Source organism: Streptomyces olivaceoviridis (genome assembly GCF_014650115.1).
In the GTDB taxonomy this organism is placed as follows: Bacteria; Actinomycetota; Actinomycetes; order Streptomycetales; family Streptomycetaceae; genus Streptomyces; species Streptomyces olivaceoviridis.
On the sequence record NZ_BMUI01000060.1, the window covers coordinates 1 to 20,521 of the forward strand.

The 20,521-nt window shown below is 72.9% G+C and carries 16 protein-coding genes and 2 pseudogenes; 14 read left to right on the forward strand and 4 right to left on the reverse strand.

Going from position 1 to position 20,521, the window contains the following annotated elements; all coding sequences use genetic code 11:
- From IE273_RS42010 to IE273_RS42030, 5 genes are all read left to right on the forward strand, one after another.
- On the forward strand, positions 1-491 hold a 491-nt coding region (locus IE273_RS42010; RefSeq protein ID WP_189820376.1), incomplete at its 5' end, for a flavodoxin-dependent (E)-4-hydroxy-3-methylbut-2-enyl-diphosphate synthase.
- 36 nt (positions 492-527) lie between these two features.
- Entirely contained in the window at positions 528-2,426 is a 1,899-nt protein-coding gene (gene dxs, locus IE273_RS42015) for a 1-deoxy-D-xylulose-5-phosphate synthase (RefSeq protein ID WP_189820377.1), read from the forward strand.
- On the forward strand, positions 2,423-3,808 hold the full coding sequence (locus IE273_RS42020) for an aspartate aminotransferase family protein (protein ID WP_189820378.1): 1,386 nt from the start codon (positions 2,423-2,425) through the stop codon (positions 3,806-3,808). Before dxs ends, IE273_RS42020 begins: the two co-directional genes overlap by 4 nt.
- A 90-nt stretch (positions 3,809-3,898) precedes the next feature.
- Entirely contained in the window at positions 3,899-4,528 is a 630-nt protein-coding gene (locus tag IE273_RS42025) for a helix-turn-helix domain-containing protein (RefSeq protein WP_189820379.1), read from the forward strand.
- Positions 4,525-4,647: a DUF6126 family protein gene (locus IE273_RS42030; protein WP_189820380.1), complete on the forward strand. Its 123-nt coding sequence runs from the start codon at positions 4,525-4,527 to the stop codon at positions 4,645-4,647. Before IE273_RS42025 ends, IE273_RS42030 begins: the two co-directional genes overlap by 4 nt.
- Positions 4,648-5,399: 752 nt before the next feature.
- On the opposite strand, the gene IE273_RS42035 is transcribed toward IE273_RS42030, so the two are convergent.
- Positions 5,400-6,197: a tyrosine-protein phosphatase gene (locus IE273_RS42035; protein WP_189820381.1), complete on the reverse strand. Its 798-nt coding sequence runs from the start codon at positions 6,195-6,197 to the stop codon at positions 5,400-5,402.
- A 173-nt stretch (positions 6,198-6,370) separates the two neighbouring features.
- Between IE273_RS42035 and IE273_RS42040 the strand changes: the two genes are divergently transcribed.
- A complete protein-coding gene (locus tag IE273_RS42040) occupies positions 6,371-8,446 on the forward strand; it encodes an alpha-galactosidase (protein WP_189820389.1) in 2,076 nt (691 codons plus the stop codon).
- Positions 8,447-8,640: 194 nt separating this feature from the next.
- Complete coding sequence (locus tag IE273_RS42045) at positions 8,641-9,426, forward strand: SGNH/GDSL hydrolase family protein (protein WP_189820390.1); 786 nt, start codon at positions 8,641-8,643, stop codon at positions 9,424-9,426.
- A 28-nt stretch (positions 9,427-9,454) separates the two neighbouring features.
- On the opposite strand, the pseudogene IE273_RS44500 reads toward IE273_RS42045, so the two are convergent.
- The 3 genes and pseudogenes from IE273_RS44500 to IE273_RS42055 form a co-directional block, all read right to left on the reverse strand.
- A pseudogene (locus tag IE273_RS44500) lies at positions 9,455-9,583 on the reverse strand (AraC family transcriptional regulator); the annotation flags it as partial.
- Between the two features lie 101 nt (positions 9,584-9,684).
- Complete coding sequence (locus IE273_RS42050; RefSeq protein ID WP_189820382.1) at positions 9,685-10,305, reverse strand: TetR/AcrR family transcriptional regulator; 621 nt, start codon at positions 10,303-10,305, stop codon at positions 9,685-9,687.
- Between the two features lie 56 nt (positions 10,306-10,361).
- A complete protein-coding gene (locus IE273_RS42055) occupies positions 10,362-11,540 on the reverse strand; it encodes a glutamate dehydrogenase (protein WP_189820391.1) in 1,179 nt (392 codons plus the stop codon).
- Positions 11,541-11,736: 196 nt separating this feature from the next.
- Between IE273_RS42055 and IE273_RS42060 the strand changes: the two genes are divergently transcribed.
- From IE273_RS42060 to tdh, 7 genes and pseudogenes are all read left to right on the forward strand, one after another.
- A complete protein-coding gene (locus IE273_RS42060; protein ID WP_189820383.1) occupies positions 11,737-12,912 on the forward strand; it encodes an MBL fold metallo-hydrolase in 1,176 nt (391 codons plus the stop codon).
- Between the two features lie 1,659 nt (positions 12,913-14,571).
- A pseudogene (locus tag IE273_RS42065) lies at positions 14,572-17,085 on the forward strand (sensor histidine kinase).
- Positions 17,086-17,168: 83 nt separating this feature from the next.
- The gene (locus tag IE273_RS42070; protein WP_189820385.1) at positions 17,169-17,603 is read left to right on the forward strand and encodes a roadblock/LC7 domain-containing protein; all 435 of its coding nucleotides are present in this window, start codon (positions 17,169-17,171) and stop codon (positions 17,601-17,603) included.
- A 2-nt stretch (positions 17,604-17,605) separates the two neighbouring features.
- Complete coding sequence (locus IE273_RS42075) at positions 17,606-17,977, forward strand: DUF742 domain-containing protein (protein WP_189820386.1); 372 nt, start codon at positions 17,606-17,608, stop codon at positions 17,975-17,977.
- Positions 17,955-18,554 (forward strand): GTP-binding protein, encoded by a 600-nt coding sequence (locus tag IE273_RS42080; protein ID WP_189820387.1) that lies wholly within the window; start codon positions 17,955-17,957, stop codon positions 18,552-18,554. The genes IE273_RS42075 and IE273_RS42080 overlap by 23 nt, the downstream gene beginning before the upstream one ends.
- 61 nt (positions 18,555-18,615) lie before the next feature.
- Positions 18,616-19,191 (forward strand): GAF domain-containing protein, encoded by a 576-nt coding sequence (locus IE273_RS42085; RefSeq protein WP_189820388.1) that lies wholly within the window; start codon positions 18,616-18,618, stop codon positions 19,189-19,191.
- A 198-nt stretch (positions 19,192-19,389) separates the two neighbouring features.
- Positions 19,390-20,418, forward strand: a complete 1,029-nt coding sequence (tdh, locus tag IE273_RS42090) for an L-threonine 3-dehydrogenase (RefSeq protein WP_014676226.1) — start codon at positions 19,390-19,392, stop codon at positions 20,416-20,418.
- Positions 20,419-20,521: the final 103 nt, after the last annotated feature.

Below are 20,521 nucleotides of genomic sequence, written 5' to 3' on the forward strand. Positions count from 1 at the left end.
CGCTGCACCTGGGCGTCACCGAGGCCGGTCCCGCCTTCCAGGGCACGATCAAGTCGGCGGTGGCCTTCGGGGCGTTGCTGTCCCGGGGCATCGGGGACACCATCCGGGTGTCGCTGAGCGCGCCGCCCGCCGAGGAGGTCAAGGTCGGCATCCAGATCCTGGAATCGCTGGGGCTGCGGCAGCGGCGCCTGGAGATCGTCTCCTGTCCGTCCTGCGGCCGGGCCCAGGTGGACGTGTACAAGCTCGCCGAGGAGGTCACCGCGGGGCTGGAGGGCATGGAAGTCCCGCTCAGGGTCGCCGTGATGGGGTGTGTGGTCAACGGTCCGGGCGAGGCCCGCGAGGCCGACCTCGGAGTTGCCTCGGGCAACGGCAAGGGCCAGATCTTCGTCAAGGGCGAGGTCGTCAAGACCGTCCCCGAGTCCGAGATCGTGGAGACCCTCATCGAGGAGGCCATGAAGCTCGCCGAGCGGACGAGCCCCGCAGACAGTTGAGTTGAGGCAAGGCACGGACCGAGAGGGGGCCCGAGCGTGACCATTCTGGAGAACATCCGGGGACCACGCGACCTGAAGGCGCTGTCCGAGGCGGAACTCGGTGAACTGTTCGAAGAGATACGTGAGTTCCTGGTGCACGCGGTGTCGAGGACGGGCGGTCACCTCGGCCCCAATCTGGGCGTGGTGGAACTGACCGTCGCGCTCCACCGGGTCTTCGAGTCACCGGTCGACCGCATCCTGTGGGACACCGGCCACCAGAGCTATGTGCACAAGCTCCTGACCGGCCGCCAGGACTTCTCCAAGCTGCGCGGCAAGGGCGGACTGTCCGGCTACCCCTCGCGCGAGGAGTCCGAGCACGACGTCATCGAGAACAGCCACGCCTCCACCGCGCTCGGCTGGGCCGACGGGCTCGCCAAGGCCAACCAGGTACGGGGGGAGAAGGGCCATGTGGTCGCGGTCATCGGCGACGGCGCGCTGACCGGCGGCATGGCCTGGGAAGCGCTCAACAACATCGCCGCGGCCAAGGACCGGCCGCTGATCATCGTCGTCAACGACAACGAGCGGTCGTACGCCCCCACCATCGGCGGCCTCGCCAACCACCTGGCCACGCTGCGCACCACCGACGGTTACGAGAAGATGCTCGCCTGGGGCAAGGGGGTGCTCCAGCGCACCCCGGTCGTCGGCACCACGCTCTACGAGTCCCTGCACGGCGCGAAGAAGGGCTTCAAGGACGCCTTCGCCCCGCAGGGCATGTTCGAGGACCTGGGCCTGAAGTACCTCGGCCCGATCGACGGCCACGACATCAACGCCGTCGAGTCCGCGCTGCGCCGCGCGAAGCGCTTCCACGGGCCGGTCCTGGTGCACTGCCTCACCGTGAAGGGCCGCGGCTACGAGCCCGCCCTCGCGCACGAGGAGGACCACTTCCACACCGTCGGCGTGATGGACCCGCTCACCTGCGCACCGCTCACCCCGGCGAGCGGCCCCTCCTGGACCTCGGTGTTCGGCGAGGAGATCGTGAGGATCGGCGAGGAACGCGAGGACGTCGTGGCGATCACGGCGGCCATGCTGCACCCGGTCGGCCTCGGGAAGTTCGCCGAGCGCTTCCCGGACCGGGTGTGGGACGTGGGCATCGCCGAGCAGCACGCGGCCGTCTCAGCGGCCGGCCTCGCGACCGGCGGGCTGCACCCGGTCGTCGCCGTCTACGCCACCTTCCTCAACCGGGCCTTCGACCAGCTGTTGATGGACGTCGCCCTGCACCGTTGCGGGGTCACCTTCGTCCTGGACCGGGCCGGCGTCACCGGCACCGACGGGCCCTCCCACAACGGCATGTGGGACATGTCCGTCCTCCAGGTCGTCCCGGGGCTCAGGATCGCCGCCCCGCGCGACGCCGACCAGCTGCGCGCCCAGGTGCGCGAGGCGGTCGCCGTGGACGACGCGCCCACCCTGGTCCGCTTCCCGAAGGAGTCCGTCGGCCCGTCCGTCCCGGCAGTCGGCCACGTCGGCGGCATGGACGTCCTGCACCGCGCCGACCGCCCCGAGGTGCTGCTGGTGGCCGTCGGCGTGATGGCCTCCGTGTGCCTCCAGGCCGCCGAGCTGCTCCAGGCCCGTGGCATCGGCTGCACGGTGGTGGACCCGCGCTGGGTCAAGCCGGTCGACCCCGCGCTGCCGGGTCTGGCGGCCGAGCACCGGCTGGTGGCCGTGGTCGAGGACAACAGCCGGGCCGCGGGCGTCGGTTCGGCGGTGGCGCTGGCCCTCGGTGACGCCGACGTGGACGTGCCGGTACGGCGGTTCGGCATCCCGGAGCAGTTCCTCCCGCACGCCAAACGCGGCGAGGTGCTGGCCGACATCGGTCTCACGCCCGTCGAGATCGCCGGGCGGATCAGTGCGAGCCTTGCCGTCAAGGACGCCGGCGGCGCAGTCAAGGAGAGTGAATGACCACCGAGTTCGACCTCGGCGCCCTGCTCGCCGAGCGCGGAGCCGAACGCTACGAGCTGCACGCGAAGCACCTCAATCCGCAGCTCCCGCGCATGCTGCACACCATCGGCTTCGACAAGGTCTACGAGCGTGCCGAGGGAGCGCACTTCTTCGACGCGGAGGGCAACGACTACCTGGACATGCTGGCCGGGTTCGGCGTCATGGGCCTCGGCCGCCACCACCCGGTCGTCCGCAAGGCGCTGCACGACGTCCTGGACCTGGACCTCGCCGACCTCACCCGCTTCGACTGCCAGCCGCTGCCCGGCCTGCTCGCCGAGCGGCTGCTGGCCCACAGCCCGCACCTGGACCGGGTGTTCTTCGGCAACAGTGGCACCGAGGCGGTCGAGACGGCCTTGAAGTTCGCCCGGTACGCCACCGGCAAGCCGCGCGTCCTCTACTGCGACCACGCCTTCCACGGCCTGACCACCGGCTCCCTCTCGGTCAACGGCGAGAGCGGCTTCCGCGACGGCTTCGCCCCGCTGCTGCCCGACACCGCCGTACCGCTCGGCGATCTCGACGCCCTGGCACGGGAGTTGATGAAGGGCGACGTCGCCGCGCTGATCGTGGAGCCGATCCAGGGCAAGGGCGTGCACGAGGCGCCGCCCGGCTACCTGCGGGCCGCTCAGGAGCTGCTGCACCGGCACAAGGCGCTGCTCATCGCCGACGAGGTGCAGACCGGCCTCGGCCGCACCGGCGACTTCTACGCCTACCAGCACGAGGACGGCGTCGAACCCGACCTGGTGTGCGTCGCCAAGGCCCTCTCCGGCGGCTACGTGCCCGTCGGCGCCACCCTCGGCAAGGAGTGGATCTTCAAGAAGGTCTACTCGTCCATGGACCGGGTGCTGGTGCACTCGGCGAGCTTCGGCGCCAACGCGCAGGCGATGGCGTGCGGGCTCGCCGTGCTGTCGGTCATGGAGAACGAGCAGATCGTCGCCGGCGTGCGCCGGACGGGCGAGCTGCTGAAGTCCCGGCTCACCGCGCTGATCGACACCTACGAGCTGCTGGCCGACGTCCGGGGCCGGGGTCTGATGATCGGCATCGAGTTCGGCAAGCCGTCCTCGCTGAAGCTGCGCAGCCGCTGGACCATGCTCCAGGCGGCCCGCAAGGGACTGTTCGCCCAGATGGTCGTCGTACCGCTGCTCCAGAAGCACCGCATCCTCACGCAGGTCTCCGGTGACCATCTGGAGGTGATCAAGCTCATTCCGCCGCTGGTCGTCGACGAGGCCGACGTGGACCGGTTCGTGGACGCCTTCGCCGCGGTCATGGACGACGCGCACAGCGGTGGCGGCCTGATGTGGGACTTCGGCAAGACCTTGATCAAACAGGCGGTGGCGAACCGCTGACGGGACGCCGGCCGGCGCGGCTGCCCTCCGGGTCTTTGCCTCAGAGGCAAGAAAATTGCCTCAGGGGCAAGACTGGGGCTGAATGGAGGCATGAACGCCTCAGACGCCGCGCCGGCGGCGGGCCCGGCTCCGGACGACGGCCTGCCCGCCGTCGCGCCGCAGCTCCGCGCCCTGCGCCGGCGCGCCGGCCTCACGCTGGAGGCCGCGGCCCGCGCGGCCGGGCTCTCCCCGGCCCACCTCTCCCGGCTGGAGACCGGGCAGCGACAGCCGTCGCTGCCGATGCTGCTCGCGCTCGCCCGTATCTACGGTACGACCGTCTCCGAGCTCCTCGGTGAGACGGTCGCCGACCGGGACGCGATCGTGCGGGCCGCCGACATGGAGCCGACCCACGCCGGCGGCTGGACGTACGTCCAGGCCGGGGCGCCCGGCCGCGGCATGCAGGCCCTTCGGGTGCGGGTGCCGTACGGCTCGCAGGGCGACATCGTGCGCGTCCACCCCGGCGAGGAGTGGCTCTACGTCCTCAAGGGGCGCCTGCGCCTGCGTCTCGGCGACACCGCGCACCTGCTGGGGCCCGGTGACAGCGCGCACTTCGACTCGCTCACCCCGCACCGCCTCGCCGCCGAGGACCACGACGGCGTGGAGCTGCTGTTCGTCCACACCCTGCTGCAAAGCCCCACGGCCACGCTGTGCCTGGGCCCGCTGACCGGAGAGCTGCTATGAGCAACTTCGAGGAGAAGTTCCCCCGAGCCCTGTGGATCCGGCTGATCATCTACATCGCCCTCGGGCACGTCCTGGCCGCGTTCCTCTACCTGTTGTTCGCGGTGGGCGGCAAGGGTTGACGCCGCGGGGCGCGTGACAGGATGCGCCGCCGCCCGAGGCATCCGACCCGGTCACCGCCCACCGGCCCGTCGCCTCGCCCCGCACGGCCGACTGGCTGCGGGAGCCGGCCGACGACGGCGCCACCGGCTTCATGCCACCGCCGGACGCGGCCCGGGTGCTCGACGCCATGCACGTGCACGAGCGGCTCCCGGCCGACGTGACGCACGACGAGTACCGCCGGGCCCGCCCGGCGGAGGGCGGCGCCGAACAGGAGACCGCCGGCGCTCGGTCTCAGCGGCGTCGGGACGGCGACCGGCGGCGGTCCGGGCCGCGCCGGGCATCCCGGCCCGGCCGGCGGCGGCTCCGTTGGGCGGAGCTCGCGGCGCGGACCGGCGACCCGCTGGTGCCCGAGGGGCTGCTGCCCTCGCACCGGTGCTTCCCGTCCGCGCGGAGGGGGACAGCCGGCCGCCGCGGATCACGCCCCCACCGAGGCAGCCTGGACCGCGAGACCTGGAACCGGCCGGACGTGCGGGTTGTCGAAGTCGGGGTTCCGCGGCGTGAGCGGGTCGTAGGGGACGAGGCGGCGGGTGCCGAGGCCCGCCGGGCTGTGCTCGGGGACCTCTGGGCCGAGGACCGCACGTGGGCGCTGTGCACCGACTACGACCTGGGGGGGGCCATCAAGGTGGCGGGCCCCGCCCCGCGCGTCGAGGCACTGCCGCGCGACGCCGGGGGCGAGGCGGTCCGCCTGTCCCGGGCTCCCCGAGCGGGCCCGTCAGTCCAGCAGGCGGGCGCGCAGGCGCTCGCGCGAGTCGGGGGAGAGGCCGAGGCCCCGCGCCAGGTAGGCGTCGATGTCGCCCCAGGTCTCCTCGATGCTCGCGAAGGCCGCCTCCAGGTACTCGGCGCGGGCGTCGAAGAGCGGGTTGAGGAGCTCCATCACCTCGGGGGTGTACGCGGTGTCCGCGCTGCCGCTGCGGCGGACCTTGTAGCGGCGGTGCGCGGCGCCCGACTCCAGGTAGTCGGCGACGATCGCGTCCCGCTCCACCCCGAGAGCGAGGAGCGTGACCGCCATGGAGATGCCCGCGCGGTCCTTGCCGGCCGCGCAGTGCATCAGCGCGGGCACGCTGTCGTCGGCCAGCGCGTGCAGCACGCGCGTGTGCTCGCCGGTGCGCTCCGTGACGATCTTCCGGTAGGACGCGATCATCCGGGCCGCGCCCTTGCCGTCGTCCAGGATCGCGCGGAGCTGGTCGAGGTCGCCGTCGCGGACCATCTTCCAGAACTCGGCGCCGTCCGCCGGGTCGCTCAGCGGCAGGTTCACGTTCCGCACGCCGGGCAGCTCGACATCCGGGCCCTCCAGCTTCTGGTCGGCCGCGTTGCGGAAGTCGAAGATCGTGTGCAGGCCCAGGGAGGCGAGGAAGGCCGCGTCCTCCTCCGTCGCGTGCGCCAGGTGCCCGCTGCGGAAGAGCACGCCGTACCGCACCCGCCGCCCGTCCGTGGTCGGCAGCCCGCCCACGTCACGGAAATTGCGCACTCCGGCCAGCTCCGGCTCGATCGACGGGACCTGCTGCGTCACGGGGGCTCCTCCCGATCGGTCCCCGCCGTCGCGGCTCGTCGGCGGGCGCTCCGTCGACCATACGGCATCGATTTCCTCGGGCAATGAGTTGTCCACAGGCATTGTCAGAGAGGTCCGCGGCCCTTGATGATGTTGGCACTTGAGCGGATCTGTTGGCACCTGTGAGGTTCTCGATGCTGGACATCGCCGAAAACGGTCGTACGTGGCTCCTGTCGGGCCCCGGCAGCAGCTATGCCCTGCATCTCACCGACGCGGACGAGCTGCTCCATCTGCACTGGGGGCCACGGATCGCCCTCGCCGACGCCGAGGCGCTCGCGGTGAGTCCGCTGCCCGGCTACTGGGCCTTCGAGTCCCCGCTCGACGGCCGGGAGGAGTACCCGGTCGAGGGCGGCCCCCGCTTCGTCCGCCCCGCCTTGTCGGTGCGCACCGAGGAGCGGCGCGGCACCGAGTGGCGCTTCGTGGCGTACGACACCACGGAGGACGACGAGCTGCGGCTGCGCTTCGACGACGACGGCGTGGCGATCACCCTGCACTACCGGATGCGCGACGATGTCGTGGAGCGCTGGGTGACCGTCGGGAACGGCGGCCACGCGCGCGTGGAGCTGCTGCGGGCCGACTCGGCGACCTGGACGCTGCCCGACCGCGAGGGCTGGCGGCTGTCCCAGCTGCACGGCCGCTGGGCCGCCGAGTCCCGGCTCACCGCCGGCCCCCTCACCTACGGTGAGAAGGTCATCGGCAGCCGTCGCGGCCACACCGGCCACCAGCACCTGCCCTGGGTGGCCCTCGACACCGACGCCACCGAGGAGCGCGGCGAGGTCTACGGCTGCGCGCTCGGCTGGTCCGGCTCCTGGCGCATCGCGGTCGCCCAGCTCCCGGACGCGCGCGTGCAGATAACCGGCGGCGCCGGTTACGACGACTCCGGCCTGCTGCTCCTCGCGCCCGGGGAGTCGTACACCACCCCGGTCTTCGCGGGGCTGTGGAGCGACGGCGGCTTCGGCGGCGCGAGCCGCGCCTGGCACGCCTACCAGCGGGCGTACGTCATCCCGGACGCCGAGCGGGACCGGCCCGTGCTGTTCAACTCCTGGGAGGCCACCTTCTTCGACATCTCCGAGGAGCAGCAGCTCGCGCTCGCCCGCCGGGCCGCCGAGATCGGGATCGAGCTGTTCGTCGTGGACGACGGCTGGTTCGGCGCCCGCACCAGCGACCGCGCCGGCCTCGGCGACTGGACGCCCAACCCCGACCGCTTCCCGCACGGTCTGGGGCCCCTGGCCGACCAGGTGCACGGGCTCGGCATGCAGTTCGGCATCTGGGTCGAGCCCGAGATGGTCAACCCGGACAGCGACCTGTACCGGGCCCACCCGGACTGGGTGCAGTACCAGCCGGGGCGGAAGCGGACGGAACTGCGCAATCAGCTCGTTCTCAACCTCGCGCGCGAGGACGTCCAGGAGTACCTGTGGGAGCGGTTGGACACCCTGCTGTCCAGCGCCCCCATCGACTATGTGAAGTGGGACTTCAACCGCTGCTTCACCGACGCCGGCTGGCCCGGGGAGCCGTACCCGCAGCGCCTGTGGGTGGACCACGTCCGCGCCCTGTACGCCCTGCTGGACCGGCTGCGGGCCGCGCACCCCGGGGTCGCCTTCGAGTCCTGCTCGGGCGGCGGCGGCCGGATCGACCTCGGCGTGCTCGGCCGCACCGACCAGGTGTGGACCTCCGACAACACCGACCCGCTGGACCGGCTCGCCATCCAGCACGGCTTCACGCAGATCCACCCCGCGCGCGTGATGGCGGCCTGGGTCACCGACAGCCCGAACACCCAGCTCAACGGGCGGGTCAGCTCGCTGCGCTTCCGGTTCGTCAGCGCCATGGCGGGCGTGCTCGGGGTCGGCGGCGACCTGACGGAGTGGAGCGAGCGGGAACTGGCCGAGGCCCGGCGGTGGGTGGAGCTGTACAAGGAGATCCGCCCGCTCGTGCAGCACGGAGAGCTGTACCGGCTGCGGCCTCCGGCAGGAGGTCTGAGCGCCGTGCAGTACGTCCGCGGGGACGAGACCGTCGTCCTCGCCTGGCTACAGGCCCAGAGCTACGGCGAACCGGTGCCGGCGGTGCGGCTGCGCGGACTCGACCCGACGGCGTCGTACGAATGCCGTGAAACGGGCGAGGTGCACCGAGGTGCCGTACTGCTGCACCACGGGCTGCGCACCGGTCTCAAGGGCGACCTGGACGCGACGGTCATCCGGCTGCGTCGTATCTGACTCTTCCGAGGCCGGACCCGCGATCCCCGGGTCCGGCCTTCGGTGTATCGTGCAGCCTTTATTCCTGGCTTTGCGAACTATTTAAGAGTGGCTCATCTCACCGTTCGTCAAGTCCTGCCTACGGTCGCGTAGGTCACATCGAAGGTGAATCATGGTCCGACGTGGCAGACGATTCGAAGAGTGACAGCAGATCAGTGATCGGGTCGTACGTGGCGGTGGGGGACAGCTTCACCGAGGGCGTCGGCGACCCCGGCCCCGACGGGGCGTTCGTGGGCTGGGCCGACCGGTTCGCGGTGCTCCTCGCCGACCGGCGTCCCGAGGGCGACTTCCAGTACACCAACCTCGCCGTGCGCGGAAAGCTGCTGGACCAGATCGTGGCCGACCAGGTGCCGCAGGCCATCGGCCTGGCCCCGGACCTGATCTCCTTCTGCGCGGGCGGCAACGACATCATCCGCCCCGGCACCGACCCCGACGAGGTGGCCGAGCGCTTCGAACGCGCCGTCGCCCGGCTGACGGGGGCCGCCGCCACGGTGATGGTGACGACCGGCTTCGACACCCGCGGCGTCCCCCTCCTCAAGCACCTCCGCGGCAAGATCGCCACCTACAACGGGCACGTCCGTGCCATCGCCGACCGGTACGGCTGCCCCGTCCTCGACCTGTGGTCCCTCAAGTCCGTGCAGGACCGCAGGGCCTGGGACAACGACCGGCTGCACCTCTCGCCCGAGGGGCACACACGCGTGGCGCTGCGCGCGGGACAGGCCCTCGGCCTGGACGTCCCCGCCGACCCGGAGCAGCCGTGGCCGCCGCTGCCGCCCCGGGGCACGCTGGAGGTCCGCCGCGACGACGTCCAGTGGGCCCGGGAGTACCTGGTCCCCTGGATCGGCCGCCGGCTGCGCGGCGAGTCCTCGGGCGACCACGTGACCGCCAAGGGCACGCTGTCACCGGACGACATCAAGATGCGGATCGCTTCGGTGGCCTGACCCGCTGACCCGCTGACCCGCCGCGGCCCGTGCCGGACACGGAGAGCGCCGGCGGCTCCGACCGGTCGGCCTTCGAGGCCAGGACGCCGTCGACGGCGGTGGTCCCGTCGGGGCGGGCGTGCCGGGCCGGCGGGGTGCGGAGCTCGTCGAGCTGCGTACGTCCATCGCGGCACCGTTCCCGCGCGGCCCGGCAGCGCTGGCGCCGTGTCCGCGGTGCGAGGTGTCCGGTCGCGCCGGCGGTTCCGGGGGGACCGCGCGTCAGCGCTGCCTGTCGGCCAACGCCTCGCGCTCCAGGCCCAGTTCGCGAGCGAGGGCGTCGTCCACCCACCCCTGCGCCCGGGACCGGGGCACCGCGCCCGGGTACGACGTCAGCTGGACCGCCAGCCCGTCCAGCAGCGCGGTCAGCCGCAGCGCCGTGCCGGTCGGGTCCGCACAGGCGAACTCACCGGCCGCCACGCCCTCGGCGATGACGCGCGCGATCGCCGCCTTCCACTGTGCGTCCAGCTCCCGGGTGACCTCCCGCAGGGCGGGCTCGCGCAGGGACACGGCCCAGCCCTCGATCCACAGCCGCCAGCCCTTGGCCTGCCCGGTCGGCGCGTACCAGCGCACCGCCGCCCGCAGCCGGCGCAGCGCGGTGGTCCGCCGGCCCAGCAGCTTGCGCAGGCGCGCGAGGTCGTCCTCGGCCGCGTAGGTGAACGCGGCGGCGACCAGCTTCTCCTTCGTGGAGAAGTGGTACAGCACCAGCGCGTTGCTCACCCCCAGGGCCGCGGCCACGTCGGCGATCCTGACCGCCGCCACGCCCCGCGCCTCGATCTGCTCGATGGCTGCCCGCAGCAGCTCCTCCCGCCGCTCGGCCACGCTCAACCGCACTCTCGCCACGCGGTCACCCTAGTCGTTGACCCCGACGCCGCCGAAGCCGTCGCGCGGCAGGCCCGTCACCGGTACCAGCCGAACCGTTCCGCGATCACCGGCAACCGGTCGGCCACCAGGGCGTGCGCGGCCACGCGCGGGGTCGTGCCGTCGGCCTCCGCACGGTCCAGCACCCGCCCGGTCAGCGCGCGCATCGAGCGCCGGATGTGACCGAACGCCTCGTCGGCGTCCGCGCCGATGTCGCCGAACAGGGTCCACCACCACCAGGCGTTCGTCGCGGAGTTGACCACCACGTCCGGCAGCACCGTCACCCCGCGCGCGGTCAGCAGCGCCTCCGCCTCGGGCACGACGGGCATGTTGGCGGCCTCGACGATCCAACGCGCCCGGACGCGCTCCTGGTTCGCACGGTCGACGGCGTACGACACGGCGGCCGGCACCAGCACCTCCGCGTCCGCCGACAGCCAGGCGTCGCCGGGCAGTTCGCGGTCGCCGGGGCGCAGCGCGCCGCGGTCCACGGTGCCGTAGCCGTCCCGCGCCGCCAGCAGCGCCTCGACGTCGAGCCCCGCCGGGTTGGCGATCGTGCCCTTGACGTCGGCGACGGCCACGACCGTCAGGCCCGCGCGCGCGAGGAAGCGCGCGGTGGCCCCGCCCATCGTGCCGAGACCCTGCACGGCGACCCGGGTGCCCGGATACGGCACCGCCGCCCGGTCCAGGGCCGTCAGCACCGACTCGGCGACCCCGCAGCCGCCCGCCAGCTCGTCCAGGCCGATGCCGTCCACCTCCACCGCGAAGGCGTCCGCGAGCCGCTTGCGGGCCGTCGCCTCGTCGTCCAGCAGCGGGTAGACCGCCTGGATCGAGGAGACCAGGCCCGCCTCGGCCGCCGCGCGGTCCACCAGGTCCTGGGTGAGACCCAGGTCCTCGCCGGTGGTCCAGCAGCTCTCGACGTACGGCCGCACGGCGCGCAGATAGCGGACGAGGAGCCCGTACGCCTCCGGGTCGCGGGGGTCGCAGTCGATGCCGCCCTTGGCGCCGCCGAGCGGGATGTAGCGGCCCTCGGGGCGGTAGTGCAGGGCCTCCTTCATCGTCATGCCGCGGGCGAGCCCGGCCACCTCCTCCAGCGTGCAGCCGGGCCGCATCCGCAGCCCGCCGCTCGCCACGCCCCGCACCAGCCGGTCCACGACCAGGAAGCCTTGGCGGCCGGTGACGTGATCGGTCCAGACGAGTGACAGCAGAGGGGTGGTCATGGGGGTGGTCATAGGGGCTTCCTCGGGGGAGCGATGAGGTGGTCACCTGAACGGCGAGTCAGTATCCGGAGCCGGTCCGGACCCTGTCAACGCGCTGAACGGGTAGTCAGTAGCCGACGGACGCACCCCTCCGTGACCCGGCCGCCGGCGGCGCCGACCATAATGGGGGACCTCACCCACTCCACCGGGAGGTACCGTGACCGGTCTGCGTTCCGCGAGCTCCGGGCTCCGCGCGCTGCGGCCCGCTGCGTTCGGAGCGGACCCGGGGGGTGAGCGCATGGCACGCATCCGCCGCTCGCCGCATTTCAAGGACGGCGTCTTCCAGAACCCCGGCGGCCCCGCCCGCACCCGGCCCTCCGGTTCCTCGCTGGACCTCGCGAAGGTGTTCCTGGACAGGGACACCCGGCCGCTGCGCGCCCCCAAGGGCACCGTCCCGGTACACCCCACGACCTTCGCCGACCTGGCCAAGCCGCCCGCCACCGGACTGCGGCTGACCTGGATGGGCCACTCCAGCGTGCTCGCCGAGATCGACGGCCACCGGATCCTGTTCGACCCCGTCTGGGGCGAGCGCTGCTCCCCGTTCCCCTTCGCCGGGCCCAAGCGGCTCCACCCGGTGCCGCTGCCGCTGGCCGCCCTCGGCCCGGTCGACGCCGTCGTCATCTCGCACGACCACTACGACCACCTGGACCTGCCCACCATCAAGGCGCTGGCCGGCACGGACACCCTGTTCGCCGTGCCGCTCGGCGTGGGGGCCCACCTCGAACACTGGGGCGTCTCTTCGGACCGGCTGCGCGAACTGGACTGGCACGAGTCCACCCGGGTCGGCGGCCTCACCCTCACCGCCACCCCGGCCCGCCACTTCTGCGGCCGGGGCCTGCGCAACACCCAGCACACCCTCTGGGCGTCCTGGGCCGTCGCCGGCGAGGAGCACCGGATCTACCACAGCGGCGACACCGGCTACTTCGACGGCTTCAAGGACATCGGCGCCGCGCACGGCCCGTTCGACGCCACGATGATCCAGATCGGGGCGTACAGCGAGTTCTGGCCCGACATCCACATGACCCCCGAGGAGGGCCTGCGCGCCCACCTCGACCTCCAGGGCGGCGCGCCGCACGGCGTCCTGCTGCCCATCCACTGGGGCACCTTCAACCTCGCCCCGCACCCCTGGGCCGAGCCGGGGGAGTGGACGAAGGAGGCCGCCGAGGAGGCCGGCCAGGCGGTGGCCCTGCCCCGGCCGGGCGAGCCCTTCGAGGCCGCCGGCAAGCTGCCGGCCGAGGCGTGGTGGCGGAGCGCGTCGGGGGACGTGCGGCGCACCTGGCGCTCGGTCGGGGCGTTCATCGCGGAGCCACCCGCGCGCGACACGGGCGCCTGAGCCGACGGGGCCGTGCGGCCCCGGTTCCGCGAACCGGAGAGGCGGCGGCGCCTGAGCCGCCCCTCGGTGCTCGCCGCGGCCGTCGCGCTCGTGGACCGGGAAGGGCTGGCGGCCATGACCATGTGCCGCCTGGCGGCGGACCCGGGCGTGGAGCCGATGGCGCTCTACCGGTACACGGACGGCCGCGTTGAACCGTTCGGACCGCTGCGTCACCACCCGCCGGCCGCTGGCCGAGTCGTCGGCGTCCTTGAGGTCCTGGAAGGCGTTCGCGCCGACCCGCCCTTGTCGTCGGGGGTGACGACGACGTCGAACGTGACGTCCACGACGCCGCACCCGGCGGAGGTCGCGTCCGTCCAGCTCTCGAAGGTGGCGTACACCGTGCCGTCCGGGTGCGGCGCGGTGCGTACGGGCGGCCCGTCCTGGCCGGACGGGGAGCGCCGTTCGACGGTGTTGCGCTGGAACCCGCGGGCGCCGGGGCCGTGCGGGCGTCACGGAGACGTCCACGGCGGCGGACTCGGGGCGGCGCCCCAGGTCGTTGCCGGAGACGTAGACGCGGTCGCGGGCGCTGCCGTCCACCTGGACGCTCCCGGCCTCGACCCAGGGCTGGTCGACCCGGTCCCGGCTGACGAGCAGTTCCATGGGCGCTGTCGGGGAGACGCCCGGCGAGCGCAGGATCCGCATCCGGAGGATGTACCAGCGGAAGTCCCGGCTGTCGGGGAAGAGCACGGTGATCTGACCCGGAGCCACCGTCCCCTGCTCCACGTGCGCCACGTCGATCCGCGCGAGCCACCAGTCGGGGGGAGTGCTCCGAGACCCGGTCGCCCGCTGCCGCCCGGGGGTCCGCCTCCCGCGGGCCCACGACGACGCCGACCACGACCGCGTCCGCCCGGTCGGCGTGCGCGACCATGTCCGTGTCCCGGATGTCGCGCACCACCGCCGTGAACGGCATGGCGTCGGCGGTCCGCGCCGCACGGGACACATGCGGCTGTACGGCGTCCACGGGCAGGCGCCCGACCTCCCGGACGGCGAGGCCCACGCCGTAGACCGCGCCGTCGGCGAAGAACGCCGCCGCGTCGCCGACGGCCGGCGGGTCGAGGCCGTCCGACAACCGAACGGTGACCTCGCTCCCGCCGCCGGGCCGTACACCTGCGCAGCCCACGTACTGCGCACACCAGCCTCCGCCCGGCCCCTGGCCCGGTCAGGGCCAAAGCGAACACGTTGAGTGATGAATCGGGGGTGGGGTGGCTGGGTGGAGGGACTCCGGGGTTCGTCGTGGAGGCGGCGCCGGGAGCGTTGTCCCCGCGCGCGTGCGCCGCGCGGAGGGGGTGCGGCGGTGGAGGGTGATCGGTCGGCCGTTCCGTTTCTGACCGCTTGTGACCAGGACGGATCGCTCACGAATCGAATCGGCCCGGTCTCGAACAGCGGTCATCGGACCTTCGTACGACGCCTCATACCAGAGCGGGACGCTGCTCGGGTGACTTTGTCAACTGCCCACCGCACATGATGCTCAGGCAACTACTGTGAGTGTCCGCCGGGCGACGCGCGGCCGGGTGCACCGGTCCCGCCGGTCGGCAGCGATGACGCACGCCCGCATCGACGCATGCCCGCACCGCGCACCGCACGAGAACACAGGCCCGACGGACCAGTACGAGGACGCAGATGTCTCACCTCCGAGCACCGGCCGCCCGCGCCGATCGCCGCGAGGGCGGCCGGCACGGGCGACCGGTCGCCCGACCCGCTCCCGCACTGCCCGAAACACACATACGGCCCCAGCTGATGCGGCTCGCCGTCCTGCCACCCCTCGCGGTCGCGTTCAGCGCCACCGCCGCGGTGCTCTTCAGCATCCGCTCCACCGGCGCACGCACCGGCCCCCTCCTGTGGGCCGTGCTCGCCGGCTCGGTCACCGTGGCGGTCGCCGGCATCCTGATCGCCGCCGTGGCCGCCGACCGCGCCGCCCGCTCGGTCGCCGACCGCGTCGACGCGCTGCGCCGCACCGCCGCGCGCGGCGAGGCCGACCTGCACGCCCTGGTCGACGCGCTGCGGCAGGGCGAGAAGCCGCCGCAGCACGGCCCGCGCCGCCGGCCGCCCGCCGACGCCGACGACTTCGAGCTGCTCGCCGCCGATCTGGCGCGCGCGTACGACGGCGCCGTCACCGCCGTCGTACGGGCCGCCCAGCTCTCCAGCCAGACCGGCAGCCAGCAGAAGCTGGAGGTGTTCGTCAACCTCGCGCGGCGGCTCCAGTCCCTGGTGCACCGGGAGATCTCGATCCTCGACGACCTGGAGAACGAGATCGAGGACCCCGATCTGCTCAAGGGGATCTTCCACGTCGACCATCTGGCCACCCGCATCCGCCGGCACGCCGAGAACCTCGCCGTGCTCGGCGGCGCGGTCTCCCGACGGCAGTGGAGCAACCCCGTCAGCATGACCGAGGTGCTGCGCTCCGCCATCGCCGAGGTCGAGCAGTACTCCCGGGTCAGACTGGTGCCGCCCATCGACGGCGAACTGCGCGGCCACGCCGTCGCCGACGTCATCCACCTGCTCGCCGAACTCATCGAGAACGCCACGGTGTTCTCCGCCCCGCACACCCAGGTGCTGCTCCGCGCCAACCTCGTCACCTCCGGCCTCGCCGTGGAGGTCGAGGACCGCGGGCTGGGCATGCCCGTCACCGAGCAGGAGCGGATGAACGCCGTGCTCGCCGACCCCGACCAGGTCAATGTCGCGAGCCTGCTGGCCGACGGCCGTATCGGGCTCTACGTCGTCTCCCAGATCGCCCGCCGGCACAGCATCCACGTGCGGTTGCAGACCAACATCTACGGCGGGGTGCAGGCCGTCCTCGTCGTGCCGCAGGCCCTGCTGGGTAACGCGCCGGGCGTGCCGGGCGCGGGCGCGGGGACCGCCGTACCGCAGCCGCAGCCGCAGCCGCAGCCGTCGGGGGAGGCCGGGGCGTTGCAGGACGTGCGGGCGGCGCTGGCGGCAGGTGCTGGGAACGGTACTGGAGTCGGGAGTGCCGGCGGCGGGCGCGACGCCACTGCGGGCGGCGGGGACCGGGCCGACGAGGCGGCCGGGGCCGGGACGGGCGGCGGGCAGTCCGCGGCCACCGGGCGGCGGAGGCACGCCCAGCGGGGACCGGGGCGGCGTGGGACGGAGAGCGGCGCGCGCGGGCGGCACGGAGGCGCCCCGGAACCGCTTCCCGTGCGCGGTGCCCAGGAGGCACGGCCCACACCCGCCGAGGCCGTGCCCGGCATCAGCGCCGAGGACCGGGCGGCGGTGGAGGCGCACACGGGCGTCCTGCCCACCCCGCGCGTCGGCCCGGTCCGCGGCACCATGGACAAGCCCCAACTGCCCCGCCGGCGTGCCCAGGAGCACATCGCGCCCCAACTGCGCGGCGGCCCGCCGCCCCGTCAGGAGAGCGACACCGTCGCCGGTCACGACCCCGGCCTGATGGCCGCCTTCCAGCGCGGCATCGGACTGGCCGAGGCCCAGCAGAGCCTGGAGTCCGAGCAGCAGGAGCCGGAGTTCCGGGTGCCGGGGCCCCGGGGACCCGAGCTCGGTGAGCCGGGGGTCGGTGAGCCGGGGTTCCGGGAGCGGGAGTACGAGGAGCCGGCGTACGAGACGACGGCGTACGAGACGATGGCGTACGAGGAGTCGGCGTACGAGGAGTCGGCGTACAGGGAAACGGTGTACGGGCACATGGGTTCGGCCCATATGGATGCCGGACACAGGGCGGACGCGCACCTGCCGGTGTCCGCTCCGGAGCGGGCCGAGCCGATGCGGGTACGCCCCGAGCACGGCGATGCGGAGGACATGGGGGCACAGCACAGGGGTGAGGAGCACCCGAGCCAGAAGCACACGGGTGAGGACCACACGGGTGAGGACCACATGGGCGCGGACCACATGGGCGTGGACCATCCGGCCGAGGGCTACGCGGGTTCGGATCACCGGGTCCCGGACCAGGCGGCCCAGGGCTACATGGGTGCGCACCACATGGGGCCGGGCCATATGTCCACAGACCACACAGCCCAGCCCCCCACCACCCAGGGCCCCACCACGCCGCAACACCCGGCGCCGGACCCCCTGTCCCCGGCCCCCATACCCCAGGCGCACGCCCACGCGCCCGCGGGCGACGGCGGTCGCGGCACCGGCCGGACCGAGGGAAGCTCCCCGGCCGGATGACCGCCTCCGCCCCCGCACCCGTACGTCGTACCCCCACCCCCAGCGCTCCCGCTGGTCCTCGTACCCCAAGGAGTCGATCCACCATGGCGAGCGATGCGCCGACCGTCCACGCATCCGACCTCGACTGGCTGCTGAGCGGCCTCGTGCAGCGCGTACCGCACACCACCAGCGCGGTGCTCCTGTCCTGCGACGGACTGGTGAAGTCCGTGCACGGCCTGGACGCCGACAGCGCCGACCACATGGCGGCCCTGGCCTCCGGCCTGTACTCCCTCGGCCGCAGCGCGGGCGTCCGGTTCGGCGACGGCGGGGACGTCCGCCAGGTCGTCGTCGAACTCGACGCGACCCTGCTGTTCGTCACCACCGCCGGCTCCGGCACCTGCCTCGCCGTGCTGGCGGGCCGTGAGGCCGACGCCGCGGTGCTCGGCTACGAGATGGCGATGCTGGTCAAGAGCGTCCGCCCCTACCTGGTCACCGCGCCCCGGGAGCACGCCGTCGAACCCACGGCGACGAGGCCCTGAGGGTGGCCGCAGTCGGCGACGGGCCCTGGCTGGACGACGCGGCCGGACGGCTCGTGCGGCCGTTCACGGTCAGCAACGGCCGCACCGAACCGAGCATCGCCCTTGACCTGATGTCGCAGGTGATGTCCACCGGCGTCACCCCGCTCGGCTACCTCGGCCCCGAGCACGCGCAGGCGCTCGACCTGTGCCGCGCGCCCGTCTCGGTCGCCGAGGTCGCCGCCCAGCTCGAACTGCCCGCCGTGGTCACCAAGGTGCTGCTCTCGGACCTGGTCGACTGCGGCGCGCTGACCACCAAGCCGCCCGTCTACCACCACACTCCCACTGACCGGTCTCTGCTGGAGGCAGTGCTCGATGGACTACGACGACAGCTCTGACCCGTTCCCGACCGCGCTCAAGATCCTGGTGGCGGGCGGGTTCGGCGTCGGCAAGACCACCTTCGTGGGCGCCGTCAGCGAGATCGCGCCGCTCAGCACGGAGGAGCTGCTCACCACGGTCAGTGTCGGCACGGACAGTCTCGACGGCGTCGAGAACAAGATGGAGACCACGGTCGCCATGGACTTCGGCCGGATCACCCTCGATCCGCACCATGTGCTGTACCTGTTCGGCACGCCGGGGCAGGAGCGGTTCTGGTTCATGTGGGACGAGCTGTCCGAGGGCGCGCTCGGCGCGGTCATCCTCGCCGACACCCGGCGCCTCCAGGACTGCTTCGCCGCCGTCGACTTCTTCGAGGAACGCGGGCTCGCCTTCATCGTCGCCCTCAACGAGTTCGACGGCTCCCACCGCTACGACCCCGAGGAGGTGCGGGCCGCCATCGACCTCGACCCGGAGATCCCGGTGGTCCGCTGCGACGCCCGGATCTCCAGCTCCGGCGTCCAGACCCTGCTCGTGCTCGTCCGCCACCTCCTCGCCCACGTCCCGGCGACCGCGCCCAGCCACGGCGCCCACAGGTGATCCCGCCCTACCGCCCACGGAGCCCCTATATGAGGTACGTCCACAGCGACGGAGCCCGGCCATGAGCTACGAGCCGCCCCGGCCGGTCCGGGGTCTGCTGCTCACCCCCGAGGACAAGGAGGCCCCCGCCCGCGTCCACCGGTTGCGCCGGCTCGGCCTGGCGGACCGGCCCGACCCCGCGCTCGACGCCTTCGCCGGCCACCTCGCGCAGCTCACCGGCGCGCTCTACGCGATGGTCAACTTCATCGGCGAGGAGCACCAGTTCTTCGCGGGCCTGAGCGCCCCGGCCACTTCCCCCGTCGTGAGGGACGACGGCACCAGGGCCGAGATCGGCCGGGTGCTGCCGCGCGACCATGGTTTCTGCCCCCATGTGGTGGTCCGCCGTAAGGCTCTCGTCCTGGAGGACGTCGGCGACTACCCGCGCTTCGCGTGCAATCCGGTCGTCGACGGGTACGGCATCCGCTCCTACCTCGGCGCCCCGCTCATCGACAGCTCCGGCATGGCGCTCGGCACCGTGTGCGCGGCCGACACAGCGCCCCGCGCGTGGGGCAGGCAGGGCCTGGAGACCATCAAGGCGCTCGCCGCCGATCTCGTCGTACGCCTCGAACGGAGTACGCAGGACGGTCTTCCTCTCTGACGCGCGGGACACCGTGCGGGGGCGGCGCGACGGGCGTTTTCGGGGGGCGTGTAGGAAAGCTGAGGCGCCGGTTAAGAAAAGCTCGATGGACCCCGGCTCCCGGGTACGGCAGATTGCAGGGTGATTCCACCCCTCTGACCCGGTGCGGGCTCCTTCGGCGTGCCCGCGGGCCGGGCCTCACCCACAGGAGCCGTAGCGTTGAAGGCGCTGGTCAAGGAGAAGGCGGAGCCGGGACTCTGGCTGACGGACGTCCCGGAGCCCGCCATCGGCCCCGGTGACGTCCTGATCAAGGTCATGCGGACCGGTATCTGCGGCACCGATCTGCACATCCGGTCCTGGGACGGCTGGGCCCGGCAGACGATCCGGACCCCGCTCGTGCTGGGCCACGAGTTCGTCGGGCAGGTCGTCGAGACCGGGCGGGACGTGACCGACATCCGCATCGGCGACCGGGTCAGCGGCGAGGGCCACCTGGTGTGCGGCAAGTGCCGCAACTGTCTGGCCGGCCGCCGCCACCTGTGCCGGGCCACCGTCGGCCTCGGCGTCGGCCGCGACGGCGCGTTCGCCGAGTACGTCGCCCTGCCCGCGTCCAACGTCTGGGTGCACCGCGTCCCCGTCGACCTCGATGTCGCCGCGATCTTCGACCCGTTCGGCAACGCCGTGCACACCGCGCTCTCGTTCCCGCTGGTCGGCGAGGACGTGCTGATCACCGGCGCGGGCCCGATCGGCCTGATGGCCGCCGCCGTGGCACGGCACGCGGGCGCCCGCAACGTCGTCGTCACCGACGTCAGCGAGGAGCGCCTGGAGATCGCCCGCAAGATAGGGGTGAGCCTGGCCCTGAACGTCGCCGAGTCCACCATCGCCGACGGACAGCGCGAACTGGGGCTGCGCGAGGGCTTCGACATCGGCCTGGAGATGTCCGGCCGGCCCGAGGCCATGCGCGACATGATCGCGAACATGACGCACGGCGGCCGGATCGCCATGCTCGGCCTGCCCGCCGAGGAGTTCCCGGTGGACTGGGCCCGGATCGTCACCTCGATGATCACCATCAAGGGCATCTACGGCCGCGAGATGTTCGAGACCTGGTACGCGATGTCGGTGCTGCTGGAGGGCGGCCTGGACCTCGCCCCCGTGATCACCGGCCGGTACGACTACCGCGACTTCGAGGCGGCCTTCGCCGACGCCGCGAGCGGCAAGGGCGGCAAGGTCATCCTGGACTGGACCGCGTAACCCCCTTCCCCCGCAAGCACCTTCAGGTATTTCAGGAGCTTCCCGATGCTGATGTCAAGCCGCTGCCGTGACCGGTGGTGTGGCTTGGTAGCACGATCCGTCG

Coding starts and splice junctions, on each gene's coding strand:
- IE273_RS42020 (WP_189820378.1), top strand. CDS start 2,423: ATGACCACCGAGTTCGACCTCGGCGCCCTGCTCGCCGAGCGCGGAGCC.
- IE273_RS42025 (WP_189820379.1), top strand. CDS start 3,899: ATGAACGCCTCAGACGCCGCGCCGGCGGCGGGCCCGGCTCCGGACGAC.
- IE273_RS42030 (WP_189820380.1), top strand. CDS start 4,525: ATGAGCAACTTCGAGGAGAAGTTCCCCCGAGCCCTGTGGATCCGGCTG.
- IE273_RS42040 (WP_189820389.1), top strand. CDS start 6,371: ATGCTGGACATCGCCGAAAACGGTCGTACGTGGCTCCTGTCGGGCCCC.
- IE273_RS42055 (WP_189820391.1), bottom strand. CDS start 11,540: ATGACCACCCCTCTGCTGTCACTCGTCTGGACCGATCACGTCACCGGC.
- IE273_RS42070 (WP_189820385.1), top strand. CDS start 17,169: ATGGCGAGCGATGCGCCGACCGTCCACGCATCCGACCTCGACTGGCTG.
- IE273_RS42080 (WP_189820387.1), top strand. CDS start 17,955: ATGGACTACGACGACAGCTCTGACCCGTTCCCGACCGCGCTCAAGATC.
- IE273_RS42085 (WP_189820388.1), top strand. CDS start 18,616: ATGAGCTACGAGCCGCCCCGGCCGGTCCGGGGTCTGCTGCTCACCCCC.